General features: G+C 56.3%; 14 protein-coding genes. 4 read left to right on the forward strand and 10 right to left on the reverse strand.

The genetic code is table 11. From position 1 onward, the window contains the following. Nucleotides 1–68: 68 nt before the first annotated feature. From ACFSKT_RS11700 to ACFSKT_RS11720, 5 genes are all read right to left on the reverse strand, one after another. Nucleotides 69–938 (reverse strand): AraC family transcriptional regulator, encoded by an 870-nt coding sequence (locus ACFSKT_RS11700; protein WP_377721189.1) that lies wholly within the window; start codon nucleotides 936–938, stop codon nucleotides 69–71. A gap of 474 nt (nucleotides 939–1,412) precedes the next feature. Next, nucleotides 1,413–2,795, reverse strand: a complete 1,383-nt coding sequence (locus ACFSKT_RS11705; protein ID WP_377721966.1) for a sugar phosphate nucleotidyltransferase — start codon at nucleotides 2,793–2,795, stop codon at nucleotides 1,413–1,415. A 45-nt stretch (nucleotides 2,796–2,840) separates the two neighbouring features. Then, the gene (locus ACFSKT_RS11710) at nucleotides 2,841–4,202 is read right to left on the reverse strand and encodes a glycosyltransferase (protein WP_377721190.1); all 1,362 of its coding nucleotides are present in this window, start codon (nucleotides 4,200–4,202) and stop codon (nucleotides 2,841–2,843) included. Between the two features lie 4 nt (nucleotides 4,203–4,206). After that, the gene (locus ACFSKT_RS11715) at nucleotides 4,207–5,106 is read right to left on the reverse strand and encodes a DUF6492 family protein (protein ID WP_377721191.1); all 900 of its coding nucleotides are present in this window, start codon (nucleotides 5,104–5,106) and stop codon (nucleotides 4,207–4,209) included. Between the two features lie 227 nt (nucleotides 5,107–5,333). Beyond that, on the reverse strand, nucleotides 5,334–6,560 hold the full coding sequence (locus ACFSKT_RS11720) for a multidrug effflux MFS transporter (protein ID WP_377721192.1): 1,227 nt from the start codon (nucleotides 6,558–6,560) through the stop codon (nucleotides 5,334–5,336). A 372-nt stretch (nucleotides 6,561–6,932) separates the two neighbouring features. Here ACFSKT_RS11720 and ACFSKT_RS11725 point away from each other — a divergent pair, with 372 nt between their 5' ends. Beyond that, nucleotides 6,933–7,568: a glycoside hydrolase family 11 protein gene (locus ACFSKT_RS11725; RefSeq protein WP_377721967.1), complete on the forward strand. Its 636-nt coding sequence runs from the start codon at nucleotides 6,933–6,935 to the stop codon at nucleotides 7,566–7,568. Nucleotides 7,569–7,709: 141 nt separating this feature from the next. Next, the gene (locus tag ACFSKT_RS11730; protein WP_377721193.1) at nucleotides 7,710–8,621 is read left to right on the forward strand and encodes a formylglycine-generating enzyme family protein; all 912 of its coding nucleotides are present in this window, start codon (nucleotides 7,710–7,712) and stop codon (nucleotides 8,619–8,621) included. 215 nt (nucleotides 8,622–8,836) lie between these two features. Here the strand turns inward: ACFSKT_RS11730 and nudK are convergent, their stop codons facing one another. The 3 genes from nudK to ACFSKT_RS11745 all read right to left on the reverse strand — a co-directional run bounded on the left by nudK (nucleotide 8,837) and on the right by ACFSKT_RS11745 (nucleotide 12,208). Continuing rightward, the gene (gene nudK / locus ACFSKT_RS11735; protein WP_377721194.1) at nucleotides 8,837–9,817 is read right to left on the reverse strand and encodes a GDP-mannose pyrophosphatase NudK; all 981 of its coding nucleotides are present in this window, start codon (nucleotides 9,815–9,817) and stop codon (nucleotides 8,837–8,839) included. A 4-nt stretch (nucleotides 9,818–9,821) separates the two neighbouring features. Further along, entirely contained in the window at nucleotides 9,822–11,015 is a 1,194-nt protein-coding gene (locus ACFSKT_RS11740; protein WP_377721195.1) for a MerR family transcriptional regulator, read from the reverse strand. 299 nt (nucleotides 11,016–11,314) lie between these two features. Beyond that, complete coding sequence (locus ACFSKT_RS11745; RefSeq protein WP_377721196.1) at nucleotides 11,315–12,208, reverse strand: LysR family transcriptional regulator; 894 nt, start codon at nucleotides 12,206–12,208, stop codon at nucleotides 11,315–11,317. 159 nt (nucleotides 12,209–12,367) lie between these two features. Here ACFSKT_RS11745 and ACFSKT_RS11750 point away from each other — a divergent pair, with 159 nt between their 5' ends. Then, nucleotides 12,368–13,207 (forward strand): SDR family NAD(P)-dependent oxidoreductase, encoded by an 840-nt coding sequence (locus ACFSKT_RS11750; protein ID WP_377721197.1) that lies wholly within the window; start codon nucleotides 12,368–12,370, stop codon nucleotides 13,205–13,207. Nucleotides 13,208–13,342: 135 nt separating this feature from the next. On the opposite strand, the gene ACFSKT_RS11755 is transcribed toward ACFSKT_RS11750, so the two are convergent. Together ACFSKT_RS11755 and ACFSKT_RS11760 are read right to left on the reverse strand one after the other, a co-directional pair. After that, nucleotides 13,343–13,918, reverse strand: coding sequence for a dihydrofolate reductase family protein (locus tag ACFSKT_RS11755; RefSeq protein ID WP_377721198.1), 576 nt, complete (start codon nucleotides 13,916–13,918; stop codon nucleotides 13,343–13,345). A 166-nt stretch (nucleotides 13,919–14,084) separates the two neighbouring features. Continuing rightward, entirely contained in the window at nucleotides 14,085–14,717 is a 633-nt protein-coding gene (locus tag ACFSKT_RS11760; RefSeq protein ID WP_377721199.1) for an FMN-dependent NADH-azoreductase, read from the reverse strand. Nucleotides 14,718–14,851: 134 nt separating this feature from the next. Between ACFSKT_RS11760 and ACFSKT_RS11765 the strand changes: the two genes are divergently transcribed. Continuing rightward, nucleotides 14,852–15,211 (forward strand): winged helix-turn-helix transcriptional regulator, encoded by a 360-nt coding sequence (locus ACFSKT_RS11765; RefSeq protein ID WP_377721200.1) that lies wholly within the window; start codon nucleotides 14,852–14,854, stop codon nucleotides 15,209–15,211. Nucleotides 15,212–15,249: the final 38 nt, after the last annotated feature.

A 15,249-nucleotide genomic window follows, 5' to 3' on the forward strand; every position in this document is an offset into this window, starting at 1 on the left:
TATAGTAGGTTTTAAGTACTATATTTAGCATAATGTACCGGGCGGTAAATAGAAATGACATTTCGTTGTCACTCATTTAGCATTTTGTTCGGTTGGAAGAGCTGTGCGCGGTATTTCGAAGGCGACATCCCGTAGTACGTGCCGAACGCCCTTGAGAACGTATACAAATCCGTATAGCCGAGCGAATGCGAGATTTCGGTGACGGACAGCGTCCGGCTCCGCAGCATGTCGCCCGCGCGCTCCATCCGCAGCTTGATCAAATAATCCCGCGGGCTCATGCCGACGCTGTCCTTGAACCGGCTGGACAGATGAGAGCGGTTCATCCGGGCGAATTGCGCGACGTCCGCGACCGTGATGCCTTCGGCGTAATGCGTCTCCATGTGCCGCAAGCAAGCGTGCAGCCAATCCTTGTCCTCTACCGCATGCGGGAGCGGCCGCGACAGCAGCTCGAACAGCCGGTACAGCATGATCTGCAGCTGCAAATCCCCTTCGTTCTGCGCGCTGTTCATCCGCTGCATGCAGCTCTCCAAGAGCTCGGCCAGCTCGGCCGTGAGCTTGCTGCGCATATACGGCTTGCGCTCCGTCAGCCCGATTCGCCTCACCAATAGCTCCGCCTGCGCGCCCGTGAACGCCAGCCAGCGCAGCCGCAGCGGCTGTTCGGCGTCGTATCGCGACACCCAGTAGCTGTGCTTCACGTCCGGGAAGAGGCAGAACATGCTGTCCTTCGTCAAGGTGACGGTCTCTCCCGCCGTGGACAGCGTAACCGCGCCGCTCAGCACGAAATGAAAGGAAAAACATTCGATTACCCTCGGCCCCACGCTGTAGTTGGCCTTTGCCACGTTGTGCCCGGTGCGAAGCGGCCACAGGCCGCCCAGCTTCTCAAACTCGCTCGGCGTGTAGAATAGAATATCTGCGTATTCGTGACCTAGATCCTTCATGCTTTTTCTCGCTCCCCCTTTGATCCCACTTTTGTTGCTCCCTCCCCCTTCCCCCTCCGCTGCAATGCTGTCAGGTTAAGAGGGCTCCGCCCCTTTGATCCCACTTTTGTTGCTCCCTCCTCCCACCTCCTCCGCCGAGGAGGCTCCAAAGGGCTTTGCCCTCTGGACTCCCTATTTCGTGCTTTCACATTTGTTCGCGGTTGGCGGTGGCGTCCGTGTTGGCACGCTTTTGTCCTAGCGGACAAAGCTTCAATGGGGTTTGAAGTAGTTACGTTCAGCCTTGGGATGGTATCATGCAGGTTGTCCGCTTGCGCGGACACGCTTTACGTTTTCCACTTATCTAAATCAATCATAGTTACTTAAACAATGAAAAAAGACATGGCAGAATAGACCTGCCATGTCTCTAGTTTTCTAGTCGACACTTGGAAGCGATGGAGCTAGCTCGATCGATATGCTTGTATTATATCTCGACCTCTACCAGGTCGTCGACAGCCGCACGATGTCCGTGTCGTCCCGCACCTGGCCGATCTCGACCTGCACGCACAGCAGCGCCGTGTCCGCCTGTACGCCATGGCGCGCGCCGGGCGGGAATCGCATGACGTCGCCCGGGCCTACCGCGTGGATTCGATCCTCCAGGATGTAGCGCCCCTGCCCGGACAGCACCGTCCACACTTCCTCTTTCCCCGCATGCGAATGGTAGCTGGTCCGGCCGCCCGGATGCAGCTCGACCCGCCGCGTGAGCACGCCGCCCTGCGCCGTCTCGACGTAATCGAGCGTCCGGCAGACGCCCCATCGTTTCTCCTCGTACATGGGCATGCGCGCTTCCTCGCCCAACAGCGATTTGACGAGATTGGCGTCGCTCTTGCTCGCGACGAGAATGCCGTCCGGACTTGCCGCGACGATGGCGTCCGGCACCCCGACGACATAGATCGGACGATCGAGCTCATTGACCAGGTGCGTATTCGGCGAATTCTCGCCGACGTGTCCCGGGCCGATCCGCCGCGCCTCCATCTGCCGCGCGAACGTCTCCCAGCTGCCGAGATCCTGCCATGGCCCCTCATAGACCAGCGCGATTCTGCGCGCGGATCGCTCGACGACTTTCTCGTCGAAGCTCGCCTCGGGCAGGCCGGCGTACTTGTCCGCCCACTCCCCCGGCGCCGTCGGCAGTCCTTCCCCTCGCATTCGCTCCAACATATGCTCTAACCGAAAGGCGAACACACCGCAATTCCAGAGCGCGCCCTGCTTCATCAGCTTGGCGGCGGCAGGCGGTTCGGGCTTCTCGGTGAACCGCTCGATCCCGATCCAGCTTAGCGCGTCCGTACTGCCCGCTCCGGAGGACGCGGGGACGGTACGCCCCCTGCGTCCGGAAGCCGATCTGCGCTTCGGCACCATGTAGCCGTATTGGCTTGAAGGATGGGAAGGCGGGGTGCCGATCAGCCCGATGTCGGCATCCGCCTGCCGCAGCGCTTCCGGAAGCTGGCTCAGCACGCGGAAGAAGGACGGCTCCACGAACAGATCGACCGGCAGCACGAGAATCGTCTCGTCCGGCGCGGCATTCATCTTAGCCGATAGATACGAACAGGCCAGCGCGATAGCTGCATACGTCCCCCGCTTGAGCGGCTCCTCGATAATCGGGATGTCTGCCCCGGCGTGTCCGCGCGTGATCTCCGTCTGGCTGCGATGGGTCACGATGACGGCCCGCTCGAGCAGACCGGCCGCCGCAAGCTGACGGCAGACGCGCTGCATCATTGATTCCGCCTGGCCATCCTCGCCCGGCAGCAGCTTCAAGAACAACTTGGACCGAATTTCGTTGGACAGCGGCCACAGCCGCTTGCCCGATCCTCCGGATAACAGCACGATCCGCAACGTTATGCCACGCCTCCTTTCTCTACCTGACCGCGCCTAGCGGGGGGACTGCCTGAAGCGGCTGCCCATCCACGGGCGGCGGTGCTGTGCCGGCTCCCCTGCGCGATCTCGCCCGGCCCTTACTGCGTTCGGCACGGCCGTCTTCTTCCTGGCCTGCCGCTTCCGCGCCGTCCCGTCGGCCAGAGGCGCCTCCCGCCGACTGACGGCACCCGCCGCGACCCGGTCCAGCGCGGATGCCATGGCGCGCCCGGCCGCTTTCCAGCCAAGGGCCTTCATGTCCCGGCGCGCCAGCCTTCCCTTCTCCCGGCAGAGCGAAGGATTCGCATAGGCGCGGCGCATTTGCATCTTCAGCATGCCAAGGTCGGCCTCGGCCCACAGCTGATCCTTCTCCGCGAATATTTCGCGGAAGGAACGGGAAATCGCGGACCGCTTGCCCATGGAGACCGCGGGCCGTTCAAGCCGGTAAGGGACGAGGAAGGCATTCGATGGCGTCAAGAAGTCCATCTGCCCGCCCCATGCGGTCGCGACCGCTGGAATGCCGCTCGCCATCGCTTCCATGAACGGCATGCCGACACCCTCGCCCCGGGTAGGGAGCACGAATGCATGCGCCGCGGTATAGAGACCTTTGAGCTCCCGGCTGTCCAGATGACGGGTCAAGAGCAGCAGCGGCGCCGTGCGATGGGGTATCGAAAGCGAAGCACGGTAACGGCTGATCCGGCTCCGGATCCATGTGCCGTCCTCGCCGGGGCCGCACCCGTTCGTCTTGATAACTAGCAGCACGTTGTCCGCCTCCGTAAATTCCTCCCAGTACGCGCGGAGCAGCGCTTCCGGATTTTTGCGATGCTGGAAGCCGAAGACGGAGAGGAACACGAACCGCCCCCTGCCGCCGGGCAGTCGGGCAGGCGGATTGGAGGGGCGATAGGCCCGGGTATTTACGCCGTGCGGCGCCACATACACGGGTACTTTGACGCCGCTGTCCTGCATCGCCCTCAAGTTATGGCGACTCGGCACCAGCACGGCGTCATAGCGGTTCATCGCTTGGCGCCAGCGGGCTGGAATCCGCGTCGTCTCCCACACCGTGTTCAGCACGACCTTATTGTAGCCAAGCCCCTTCGCGCGCGCGGGGTTCATCGTATGCGGCGGATAGTGATAGACCAGCACGCGCTTCCCGCGATCGGCGGCGATCGGCCGCTTCACTTTCCGGGATGAGCTGGCGCGAACCGGTATGCCTTGCCGTCGAAGCGCCCGCGCATAAGCCTTGCTGGCTCCGCCCAGCCCTCCTTTGCGGTGAAGGGGGCCGTGCCAGTACACCCGGTAGCGCGGCGATCGCCCGGAACCGCCCGACTCCGCCACGCCGCTGCCTGCCACTCTCGCTTTGCCAGGTTTGTTCGTCGCCATCCGCTCAGCCCCTGCGCGCGGCTGCCGGCTTGGCCGTCTTGCCGCGCATCGCCCGGATTGCGCTCTGAGGTCGTGGGCGAGCCGCGGTACGGGACTCCGCGCTCCGGACATAGCCTTTACGCTCATGGAAGCTGACAGATCGATACCGCGCCGCCAGTTTCTTATAGCGCCGATCCGTCATCCGGTCCACGCGGGCTTCAAGCGCGCGGTTGCGGGCCGGAAGCAAGCGGACGCGATCCGGATAACGGGTATACACGTAGTTGCCGTAAGTCTCGTATTCGCTGAAGCCGAATTGCTTAGTCCGGTCGATGCTGTCGATGATGGCTCTGTACCAGGGCGCGCCGTGTCTGGCTTCGATGATGCGCTTCAGCTCGCGCAGCTTGCTTTTCTCGAACAGCATGTAATGGGTGACCAAGGACCGCGGCGACGAAGCCTCTCTTCCCATCAGCTTCCGGTAGGTGCGGAAATATTCCGGCTGGCTCCAGCCCCGCGTGTAGAACGTCGTGCGGCCTCCAGTATGGAATCGGTGCGGCCTGATCAGCACCGTGTCCGCGTCGATGACGAGAAAATGCTCCGATTGCACAAGCTTATCGCCGCTTAGCTTCAGCAGCTGCTGGAAGAGCCAGCCCGAGCGCTCCCAGCGTGCCGAACGGTAGTGAATGTGCTTCTTCGTAATCGGCAGCACCGTATTCTCGTCCACGAATCGCCATCCGTGAGCGCGGCAGGCGGACACGATGGATTCCTCGCGCGGCGCGACGATGACGACCTCGCCGATCGGATGACGCGCGTGGCGGCGCACCGCCTCCACGACGTGCGGCAGCGTCTTCAGATCTTTGCTAATCGCAGGAATAAGAACGTCGATCCGGATGCCTGACGCACCGGCTCCCTCTGATTGATTCGGCATGCTGTCATCTCCATTGGTCTATGAATGTATGAATCTTCCTATCTCTGTCACTAGCATATGCCAGAGACGGAGAGGCGATTGGGCCAACCCCGGGAAGGGGCAGACGTTCCCTTCAGGAAGAATCCGACACCTACCTCTAGCCGCTCGATAACGCAAAAAAAGAGACCGCCCTCAAAACGAGGTCGATCTCTCACGCCGATCGGCGAATTGCCGCCTTCATGAAACGGCTATGCCACCGCTTGCTCCTTCGCAGCCTTCACGGTCGCCTTCCCGGCCAAGCCGAAGAACGCGAGCAGCGCGAGCACGCTCGTGCACACGATGATGACGCCCATCGGCACGGCGGAATACTCGCCCGCGACGCCGACGAGCGGCGACGTGATGGAGCCGATGACGAAAGGCAGCAGCCCCAGCAGCGCGGAGGCGCTGCCCGCCCGTTCGCTCTGCGAGCCCATCGCCAGCACGAACGAAGCGGTCGCCGTCATCCCGATCGAGGCGACGAAGAAGAACAGCGGGATGACGAGCGCGAACAAAGGCCCCTGCAGCAAAATGACGAGCAAGGCCGTCAAGCTGGCCGCGCAGGACATCAGCAGGCCGAGAATGACGAAATTCCGCTCCGAGAACGCCCGGCTGAACCGCCCGACCACCTGCGAACCGATAATCAGGCTGATGCCGTTGGAGGCGAACAGCAGCGCGAAGAGCTGCGGCGACGCGCCGTAAATATTCTGATACACGAACGGCGTCCCGGATACGTACGCGAATACGCCCCCGATCATAATCCCCTGCGCGAGCGCGCAGCCGATGAAATGCCGGTCTTTGATCAGCTGCCGAATACCGCTCACCAATTCGCCGAAATTGCCGGATACCCGTTTCTCCACCGGCAAGGTTTCCTTCAAGTTCGTCGTGGCCAGAATCGTAAGCCCCAGTCCGACGACGCTCAGCACGATAAACACGCCGACCCACGTCGTAAACGAGATGACGCCGCTGCCGGCCATCGGGGCGATCATCGGGAACAGATTGTTGACCAGCATCAGCATGGAGAAGAACTTCGTCAACTCCGTCCCGCTGTACAAGTCGCGCACGATCGCTCTCGAGATGACGATGCCCGCGGAGGCCGCGAACCCTTGCAGGAATCGCGCCGCGATGAAGAAGTAAATGTTCGGCGAGATCGCGCAGAGGAATGATGCGATCAGGTAGATCGCAAGCGAAATAATGACGGGCTTGCGTCTGCCGTGCACGTCGCTCAGCGGCCCCATAATGATTTGTCCTAAGCCCAGCCCGATCAGACAGGCCGTCAAGCTAAGCTGCACGAGCGAAGCCTGCGTCCCGAAATCGGCCGTAATCTCCGGGAACGACGGCAAATACATGTCGATCGTCAGCGGGCCGAGCGCCGAGAAAGCGCCTAATAACAACACTAACCGCAAGCGGTCCAGCTTGCTTGATTTTGCCACAGTCATGGTTTTCTCCTCGTCTCCAATATCCACCTACTATAGCAGAATTAAGTTAGAAATGAACTAAACAAAACTAACTAAATTTTCATAAGGCTCATACCTGCCAGGCGCAGCTCTCGCCCCATAAGCTCCTTTTTATGTCTACGACTCCCCCCTACCCGATCCCATGATCTGTAAAAACTTAAATAAGTATAGGTTAATCTTTAATTTCTCAAGTTCAACTGTATGCGCTTTCTTTTATCATTTTCCTAGCGAGGAGGTGATCGTAACCGGCGACGGACGCCGGCGCAAGGTTCACATGTATTGCAGCGCGAATCGGCAGATGAATCGAAAGCAGGCATGTTGTTCCAACCCAACCATATTAGGAGGTTATTGATGATGATGAAAATGAACAAGAAAATGTTGACGGGCATTATGGCGGCTTCCATCGGGTTTAGCGCGTTCGCGGCTTCCGCGAGCGCTGCGACGGACTACTGGCAGAACTGGACGGATGGCGGCGGCACGGTCAACGCGGTCAATGGATCCGGCGGCAACTACAGCGTCAACTGGTCGAACACGGGCAATTTCGTCGTCGGCAAAGGCTGGAATGCCGGGACGCCGAACCGCGTGGTCAACTACAACGCGGGCGTATGGGCTCCAAGCGGCAACGGGTATTTGACGTTCTACGGCTGGACACGCAATTCGCTCATCGAATACTACGTCGTCGACAGCTGGGGCACGTATCGACCAACGGGCACGTACAAAGGCACCGTCACGAGCGACGGCGGCACGTACGACATCTACACGACGATGCGCTACAACGCCCCTTCCATCGACGGCACGCAAACGTTCCCTCAGTACTGGAGCGTCCGTCAATCGAAGCGGCCGACCGGCAGCAACGTGGCCATTACGTTCGCCAACCACGTGAACGCTTGGAAGAGCAAAGGCATGAACCTCGGCAGCAGCTGGTCGTACCAGGTATTGGCGACGGAAGGCTATCAGAGCAGCGGCAGCTCGAACGTCACGGTGTGGTAATCGACCGCTATCCGCAAGCTTGGTAACCACACCGGCGACGGAAGGTCCGTTTTCGGGAAAGGGAGATCGAGCGCGTCTTCAGGTATAGGCTGTCATGGCCTATACCTTTTCCCATCCGTACGAAAGGAGGGCGATCCATTCATGAGAGGGCAAATTCTGTTGGTTCTCGCCGCGACGACGATAGTCGCCAGCGCCTGCTCGTCCAGTAAAGCCGCGCAGACGCCCGTCCCCCCGCCGCAGACCGAACAGACGCACGTGGAACCAACGTCAAAAGCGCTGGTCAAGGCGGACAGCATGGTCCTCGTCGAAGGCGGCGCCTTCAAGCATGCGAAGTCCGAGCACTATGGCAAAGCAACGAAAATAGCGAGCTTTTATATCGGGAAATACGAAGTCACGCAGCAAGAATGGACGGCGGTCATGGGCGGCAATCCTTCCGCCTTCAAGGGCGACGATTTGCCGGTCGAGATGGTCAGCTGGTACGACGTCGTGGAATACTGCAATAAGCGGAGTCTGCAGGAAGGCCTGCAGCCTTATTATCAGATCGACAAGACGAAGACAGATCCGAATAACAAGAGCGAGCACGATGTGTTGAAGTGGACCGTCACGATCCAGGCGGACGCGAACGGCTACCGCCTGCCGACCGAAGCCGAGTGGGCGTACGCCGCTGGCGGCGGGCAGCTCAGCAAGAGCTATACGTACAGCGGAGGCAACCATGTCGACGAAGTCGCCTGGTACTGGCGCAATGCCGGCGATAAGTACTTATCCGGCGACTGGAGCTGGCCGATCATCGAGAGTAACCACGGCCGAACGCACGCCGTCGGCGGCAAGAAGCCGAACGAGCTGGGCCTCTACGATATGTCTGGCAATGTGCGGGAATGGTGCTGGGATTGGTATGCGGAGACGGGTGCCTCTGCCAGCGACGGCTCCCGGCGCGTGAATAAGGGCGGCGGCTGGATCGGCGACGTCAAGAGCAGCGAGCTCGCGTACCGCGGCAAGTTCGAAGCCAACGGCTTTGGCCCGGACCAGGGGTTCCGCGTGAGCCGGAATGCTTAGATGGGCGTAGGCATGGTGAACGTAGGCGAGAAGCGAATAACCCACATCCTGGAGAGGAGTGGGTTATTTGGCATAATCAGCGATAGATGTCGTCGCCTGATTCCTTTTTGAAAGGCGTATCCACGGTGACCGTATCCCGCTTGGGTATGTACTCATTCGGCCACCCTATCGCGCCGATTAATACGACCAGCATAAGCAACGATATCGGGCATCACTCATGCGTGCAGCTTCGGGATGTCCTCCAGCTTTTCGAAGACGCGCTTCCCCATCTTCTTCGCGGCATTCACCATGTCATCCGCTCCCGAAGACGGACCGCCTACTCTCACGACGGCGTCGCAATGCCGGAGCAGTCTTTCGGACGACGGGTGGAAGATGCGATTGAAGATCTCGTCCCCTATTCCGGCCGAACCAGCAGTCGCGATGAGCGGCAAGGCATACCATTCCCCTAATACCGGCATATGACCCGCTTCGTAAAGCTGCAGGGCGATTCGGTTCATGAACCGGACGTTCTGCTCGATCTTCGCCGGATCGTCGCCGGTTCCCGATCGGTAAGGTCCCGCGACGAGAATATGCAGCGGTTCGCCGGCCGCTTCATCCGGTATTTCCTCCCGTTCCAGCAGCCCTTGAATCTTGGCGTATTGCAGCAGCAGGATGGTCTTCCCGTCTCGGATTTCGCCGGTCCGGATCATCTCCAGCGCCTGGTCGAATGGCAGCTCCAGCACCTCGATGTTTTCCTGCTCCTCGTCGAGTCCCCCGCCTTTACCCGAGGCCATCGTGTCGTCGTACTCGCCGACGTAGAAATGAACGATCTCCGTTACCGACCCTGGAGACATATAGGCTTCGCCGACTTTGTGCACCTTCGCGAGCTTGTAGCCCGTCTCTTCTTCCGTCTCGCGAATGATGCTGACTTCCGGCGTCTCTTGATCCAGCAAGCCCGCGCACGTTTCGATCAGCATCCCGGATGAATTTTGGTTTTTGTACGTCGGCATCCGGAACTGGCGTGTCAGCACGACCGTTCGTTTGTTTCGATTATAGAGCAGAATGGTCGCGCCGTTGCCGCGGTCGTAAACTTCGCGCGCCTGCTTCTCCCATTCCCCGTTATCTTTGCGGTACTCGAACGTCACTTTCTTCAGCACATACCAATTGTTCGATAGGACTTCCTCTGTTAGGTTGCGAATTCGAGGCTGATTCTCCATCCTGTTATTTCCTCCCTTTGTACATGCCGTTTTCTTTCGTAACCCGCAGCGGGCCTTCCTTCTCCAGCCTTTGGCCGACATAGGCGCGAAAACGTTCCAACGACGCTCCCTGCAGCCGCGATCTCGCATTCATAGGCGTAGAGATGATGTAGTCGATCAGCGGCTCCGCTTCGGTGATGGTTAGGCTGTCTTCATAATCGAGCTGTTGGACCTCATCGAAGAACGGCGCGAGCTGATCGGCCGCGTTATCCAAGTGGAATCGTTCGAGCACGCGATCCAGCACCTCCATGGCCGGGTCAAATTCCGTCCCCAGCCGCTCCACCTCCTGCAGGTGCCGCAAGCTCATCGTCGTCGCGCAGCATTGCCCGCCTTTTTTGAGGACGCGGTGGATTTCCTGAATTGCTTGCGGGATGTTCCGCACATGGTAAAGCATATTGTTCGCGATGACTTTATCGAATTGCTCGTCATGGAAAGGGATGTCCTGCGCATCAGCCAGCAGGAATTTGAACTGGGGCAGCCCTTGCAACCGGTTCCGCGCCTCCTCCAGCATGCCCTGGGAAATATCCGTCAAGGTGATGCGCCAGCTCGCCGGAATGCGGTCGGCATTGCGTAGCCACAAGGAACCATCCCCGCAGCCGACCTCGAGCACATGAACATTCCGTTCCGTTCCCAGTTGTTCGAATACCCATCTGTGCCAGCCGTGCCGATTGGTCGAGAATCGGTCATATAAATGAATGCGGGATTGCAGCCGACCGGCACTCCGATATTGTTCGCCCCACGACTGCTCCGTCTGTACGGCCTGAATAATTTCCGCCAGATGCATCCAGCCTCTCTCGCCCAGCCCATCGCCATCTGTCAATGCCCGCCGGATCGCCTTGACGACATTCTCGGCATGCACAATCTTCTGCCGCAGCACGTCCAGCTGAGCACGAAGCGAATCCCGCATCTCAAGGCCCGAGTCCGCCTCGCCCGCAAGAAGTTGTCCGATCTCCTCCAGCGATAGCCCTACATACTTGAGCGTCTGGATTTGCTGGAGCCTTCCGAGGTCGTTCACGTTGTATCGCCGCGCCGCCCCGATTTGGTCCTTGTCCGGACGCAAGAGTCCGATCTGGTCGTAATACCTTAACGTTCGCAGCGTGAGCCCGGTCCGCTTGGCCAGCTGTCCTGTCGTGAAATAAGTCGGCTCGCTCAATTCCATCCTCCTTCCGTTTGGTTTACATGTCAGCTTCGTCAAAACCAGTATAGCGGGTTACGCAACGTCATCTGCAAGCATCCCAGAAAAAATGTTTGACTCCATTCCTGTCATAACGAAAAAGGCAGTCTGCAGACTTAGAAAACAAGTCGTAGACTGCCTCTTATTGTTGAGCTGTCGTTCTCCCGATAGCATTCAAAAAGAAGCAGCTGGGCAAACTGCTCCCTGATCATTGAACTAAAGTTCTCCGTTAGCCATCCATGCCCCTGGCGGGGCAGTGTCTACCTGCTCACCAACGTTCATATTTATCTTGGTACTTGCATGTCTTTTATGATTTCTAAGAAATGACCAACTTCCTTGGATGGATGTAATGGATATATCAAACCATATGGAACCTCGAAATCTAAATCACTAGGGATCGTCACCAAGGATGGATGAATATCTGCCCACGCCTCTAAAGTTAACATAACCGTATTGCTTTCCTCGCAGCGATTAAACACATCAAGATCATAGAGACGCGGAACATCCTTAATTCGTATTTGAGGATGATTCATGATCAGGAAATCACGTAGGTCATGAATGACGGCACTTTCCCCACCGTTCACTAGAGCCAGCCTTTCCCCATACAAATCTTTGACAGAAAGTGTTTTTCTTGAAGCCAGCCTATGATGCCGAGATACGGCAAAGCAAACGCGGTAACTCCCCAGTTCAAGCAAACGGTAGTAATCCTTCAAGTTATCTGTAAGAAATGGCCCCGCAATGATATCGAGCGATTGGCCGATCATGCGGTAAGTCGTTGGGAGTGTATGTGCGTCATCTTCGAAATGAACGATGTTTATTCCGAATTGCGGGTATAGGTCGCTCATTCCATTCCACAAATCAATCAAAACCTTACAGGGGTTAAGCATAGAAGTACCCACCCGAACAATATGCCGATTGGTCTGTGCGGACTGCTGCATGCGGATAAGAGATTCTTGAAAATATCGCAGCATATATTTCGCATCTTTGATAAAAGCAGTTCCTGCCTTCGTGAGGCTGACACCGTGGTTGGTACGGATAAAAAGCGGGACTCCGGCTTGCTTTTCCAACACATTCATTTGCTTCATCACAGCGGTTGAAGAAATAAAAAGCTTTTCGGCTGCCTTAGAGAAGCTTCCGGACTCCGCCACTTGAACAAACGTCTTCAGCTGCTCAATCATTCAGACAGCCCACCTTTTGCATAAACCATAAGTTAATACCATGCTAACTTATTTGAAATTCCGTATCAAGCTGCTAATCCGTAACATTAGAGAAGAACGAAAGAGAAAACAGAAGCTTTAAAAAAGCTGCACACAGGAACTGTATTGGAGGAGAAAACGATGGAAAGCAAAGTCTGGTTCATTACAGGAGCCTCTCGCGGATTAGGGCGCATTTGGGCGGAGGCCGCACTCTCTCGCGGGGATAAGGTTGCCGCGACCGCTCGCACACCGGAAAGCATCGCCGAACTTAAAGAACGTTTTGGAGATGCTGTTCTCCCTCTAGCGCTCGATGTAACCGATTCCCGGCAGGTCGAGCATGTCGTTCAGCAGGCTCATGCGCATTTCGGCAGGCTGGACGTCGTCCTAAACAATGCCGGTTACACACTGGTTGGCACGACTGAGGAGGCTGACGAATCCGACGTCCGCGAACTATTTGACGCCAATTACTTTGGTATGCTTCGTGTCATCCAAGCCGCCCTGCCTCTGCTTCGACGACAGGGCAGCGGGCACATTCTCGGCGTCTCAAGTGCCATGGGGATTGTTGCGGCGCCGCTCATCGGCTTCTATTGCGCTTCCAAATGGGCAGTCGAAGCACTGCACGATAGCCTCGCTCAAGAGGTGAAAAGCTTCGGCATTAAGGTCACGTTGCTGGAGCCGGGCGCCTTTGCAACCGACTTTGGAAGCCCTCTGTCCATGAAGACATCGCAGGGATTGGAAGTCTACGCTGAACTTCGAAATCGGGTGTCCGTTCGGTTATCGACAGAAGAACGAGGCGATCCGAATGCCACGGCCGAAGCGATTCTTCAAATCATAGACGCCGAGGACCCACCTCTGCGGTTTGCGGTCGGCGCAGGGGTCTTGCCATTGGTGCGCGGAGTCTATGCGGATCGTTTAGCCACTTGGGAGACATGGGAAGCTATTTCGAACGGAGCGCAAGGAACGCCGGTTAGCCGCCGTTAGATTTGGAATTAGCAGAAGGTAAGGAAACAGGGGGCAGCTGCCAAGGCAGTCTGTCCCCTGTTTTTTGCCATGCTTCCAACTGAGCCGATACGTAGACTTCAATTCAACTCTTTGCAAACTACTTTACGAGGCAAGTCATCTAACCGTCTTGTAATAGAGACCAATGGCTCCGGAGTCGAATGTTTTGTTCTCGATAAGTTTAAGATGGGTCTTCTCCTGAAGTCCTTGAAATAAAGGCAGCCCGCTTCCGATCAGGACAGGAGAAACCGTAATTTTGTACTCATCGACTAGATCAAGACCCATCACGTGGTGCGCAAACCTGGGACTACCTAGGATGACAATATCCTTGCCTGGCTGCTCCTTCAAGTTCAGGATTTCTTCCTTGACATTCTCTTTCACCAATCTGGAATTGCTCCATTCCACGTTATCAAGCGTCTTGGAAAAAACAACTTTCGATGTTTGCTCAATCCATGCGGCATGCTCCAGTTCATGCTGCGAGCTTGAGGGGTTCGACGGCACCGTGGGCCAATAGTCGAACATCATTTGATATGTGCGCCTACCCCAGATGACGGTGTCGGCCGTACTCAAAATTTGCGCCGCGTGTTTCGCTAAATCCTCATCGTAAGAAACCCAGCCAATATCCATTGCGCCATTGGGGCCTTCTACAAAACCGTCAAGAGACGCATGCAAAAATAAAACAAGCTTTCTCATTGAAATTCCCCTTTGATAATAGGATGTCATGTATTGACTATAAGGTACCATATAAAGGTTAGCGATGTTTCTTACGAATTGCTAACGAACTCAAATTAAGGTAGAAGAAGCGATTTGAGTAATCCATTCCTTTTGAGTAGAATTCATCTTGATATCAAACTCCCTATTAGAATCGTGTGGCAGCTTCCTTAGCCTGTGCAATTGCTTTTTCTTTAATAACCGGAAGCTGCTCTACGGATGCCGTTCCTTCGACAAGAATAGCCTCCATAGATGAAATCCCATAGAACTGTAAAACCTTTTTCAAAAAGTTGTATCCCATTTCAAGCGGGGCCAGAGGACCTTCCGAATAAACGGAACCGCTAGCTTGAATATGCAAGGCTTTCTTGCCGGGCAACAAGCCTATCGGACCATTAGGGGTATATTTGAACGTCTTCCCCGGAATTGAAGTGGCATCAGTGTATGCTTTCAAAACCGGCGGGATCGAGAAATTCCACATCGGGGAAACATACACGTACTTATCTGCCTTTACGAATTGATCCACAATCGATTCAAGACGAGCCACTTTTGACTTCTCCGCATCAGTCAGCTGATCGAAATCCGTACCTGACCGGAGCTTTTCCCAACCTCTTAAAACATCCGCATCTATCTGCGGAATATCCTCTTTGTACAGATCCAACAAAACAACGTCATCTGCCGGATTGGCTTCGCGGTACGCGTCAATAAATGCTTCTCCTACCGCGAGGCTAATAGAGGCTTGAGGATCAAGCGGATGTGCGGTGATGTACAGTACAGTTGCCATGAATCAAATCTTCCCTTCTATAGTCAGCGTAATTTCACTTCTCGTTGTGATCTTACAGCATTAACTTACTTATGTTAAGTAGGAACATAAATGTGCTATAGTATGAAAAAAGGTACTGTAACGGAGGCCAACGTATGTCAAAGAAATCCGACCAATGTCAATTCGTTGTGACGCTGGATTCGATCGTCGGCAAATGGAAGCCGATTATCCTGTATCATTTGCTTCAAGGTAAACCACTGAGGTTCAATGAGCTGCGAAGATTGCTGCCCGATATCACGCAAAGGATGCTTACGCTCTATCTGCGTGAATTGGAAGAGGAAGAGATCGTCAAACGCGTCATTTATCCGCAAATCCCGCCGAAAGTGGAATACTCCATCACGGAATACGGCATGAGTTTGTCTCCAATTTTGGAAACCTTACATCAATGGGGAGTAGCTCATATCGAGCGAAAGCAGCGCAAAAAGGAGAAAAATGAACAAACAGAAACGGACTAGCGAGCGACCTCGCTAGTCCATTTCATTCTGCTCAAAGT

It is taken from the genome of Paenibacillus xanthanilyticus (assembly GCF_042682185.1).
GTDB classification, from domain to species: Bacteria; Bacillota; Bacilli; order Paenibacillales; family Paenibacillaceae; genus Paenibacillus_Z; species Paenibacillus_Z xanthanilyticus.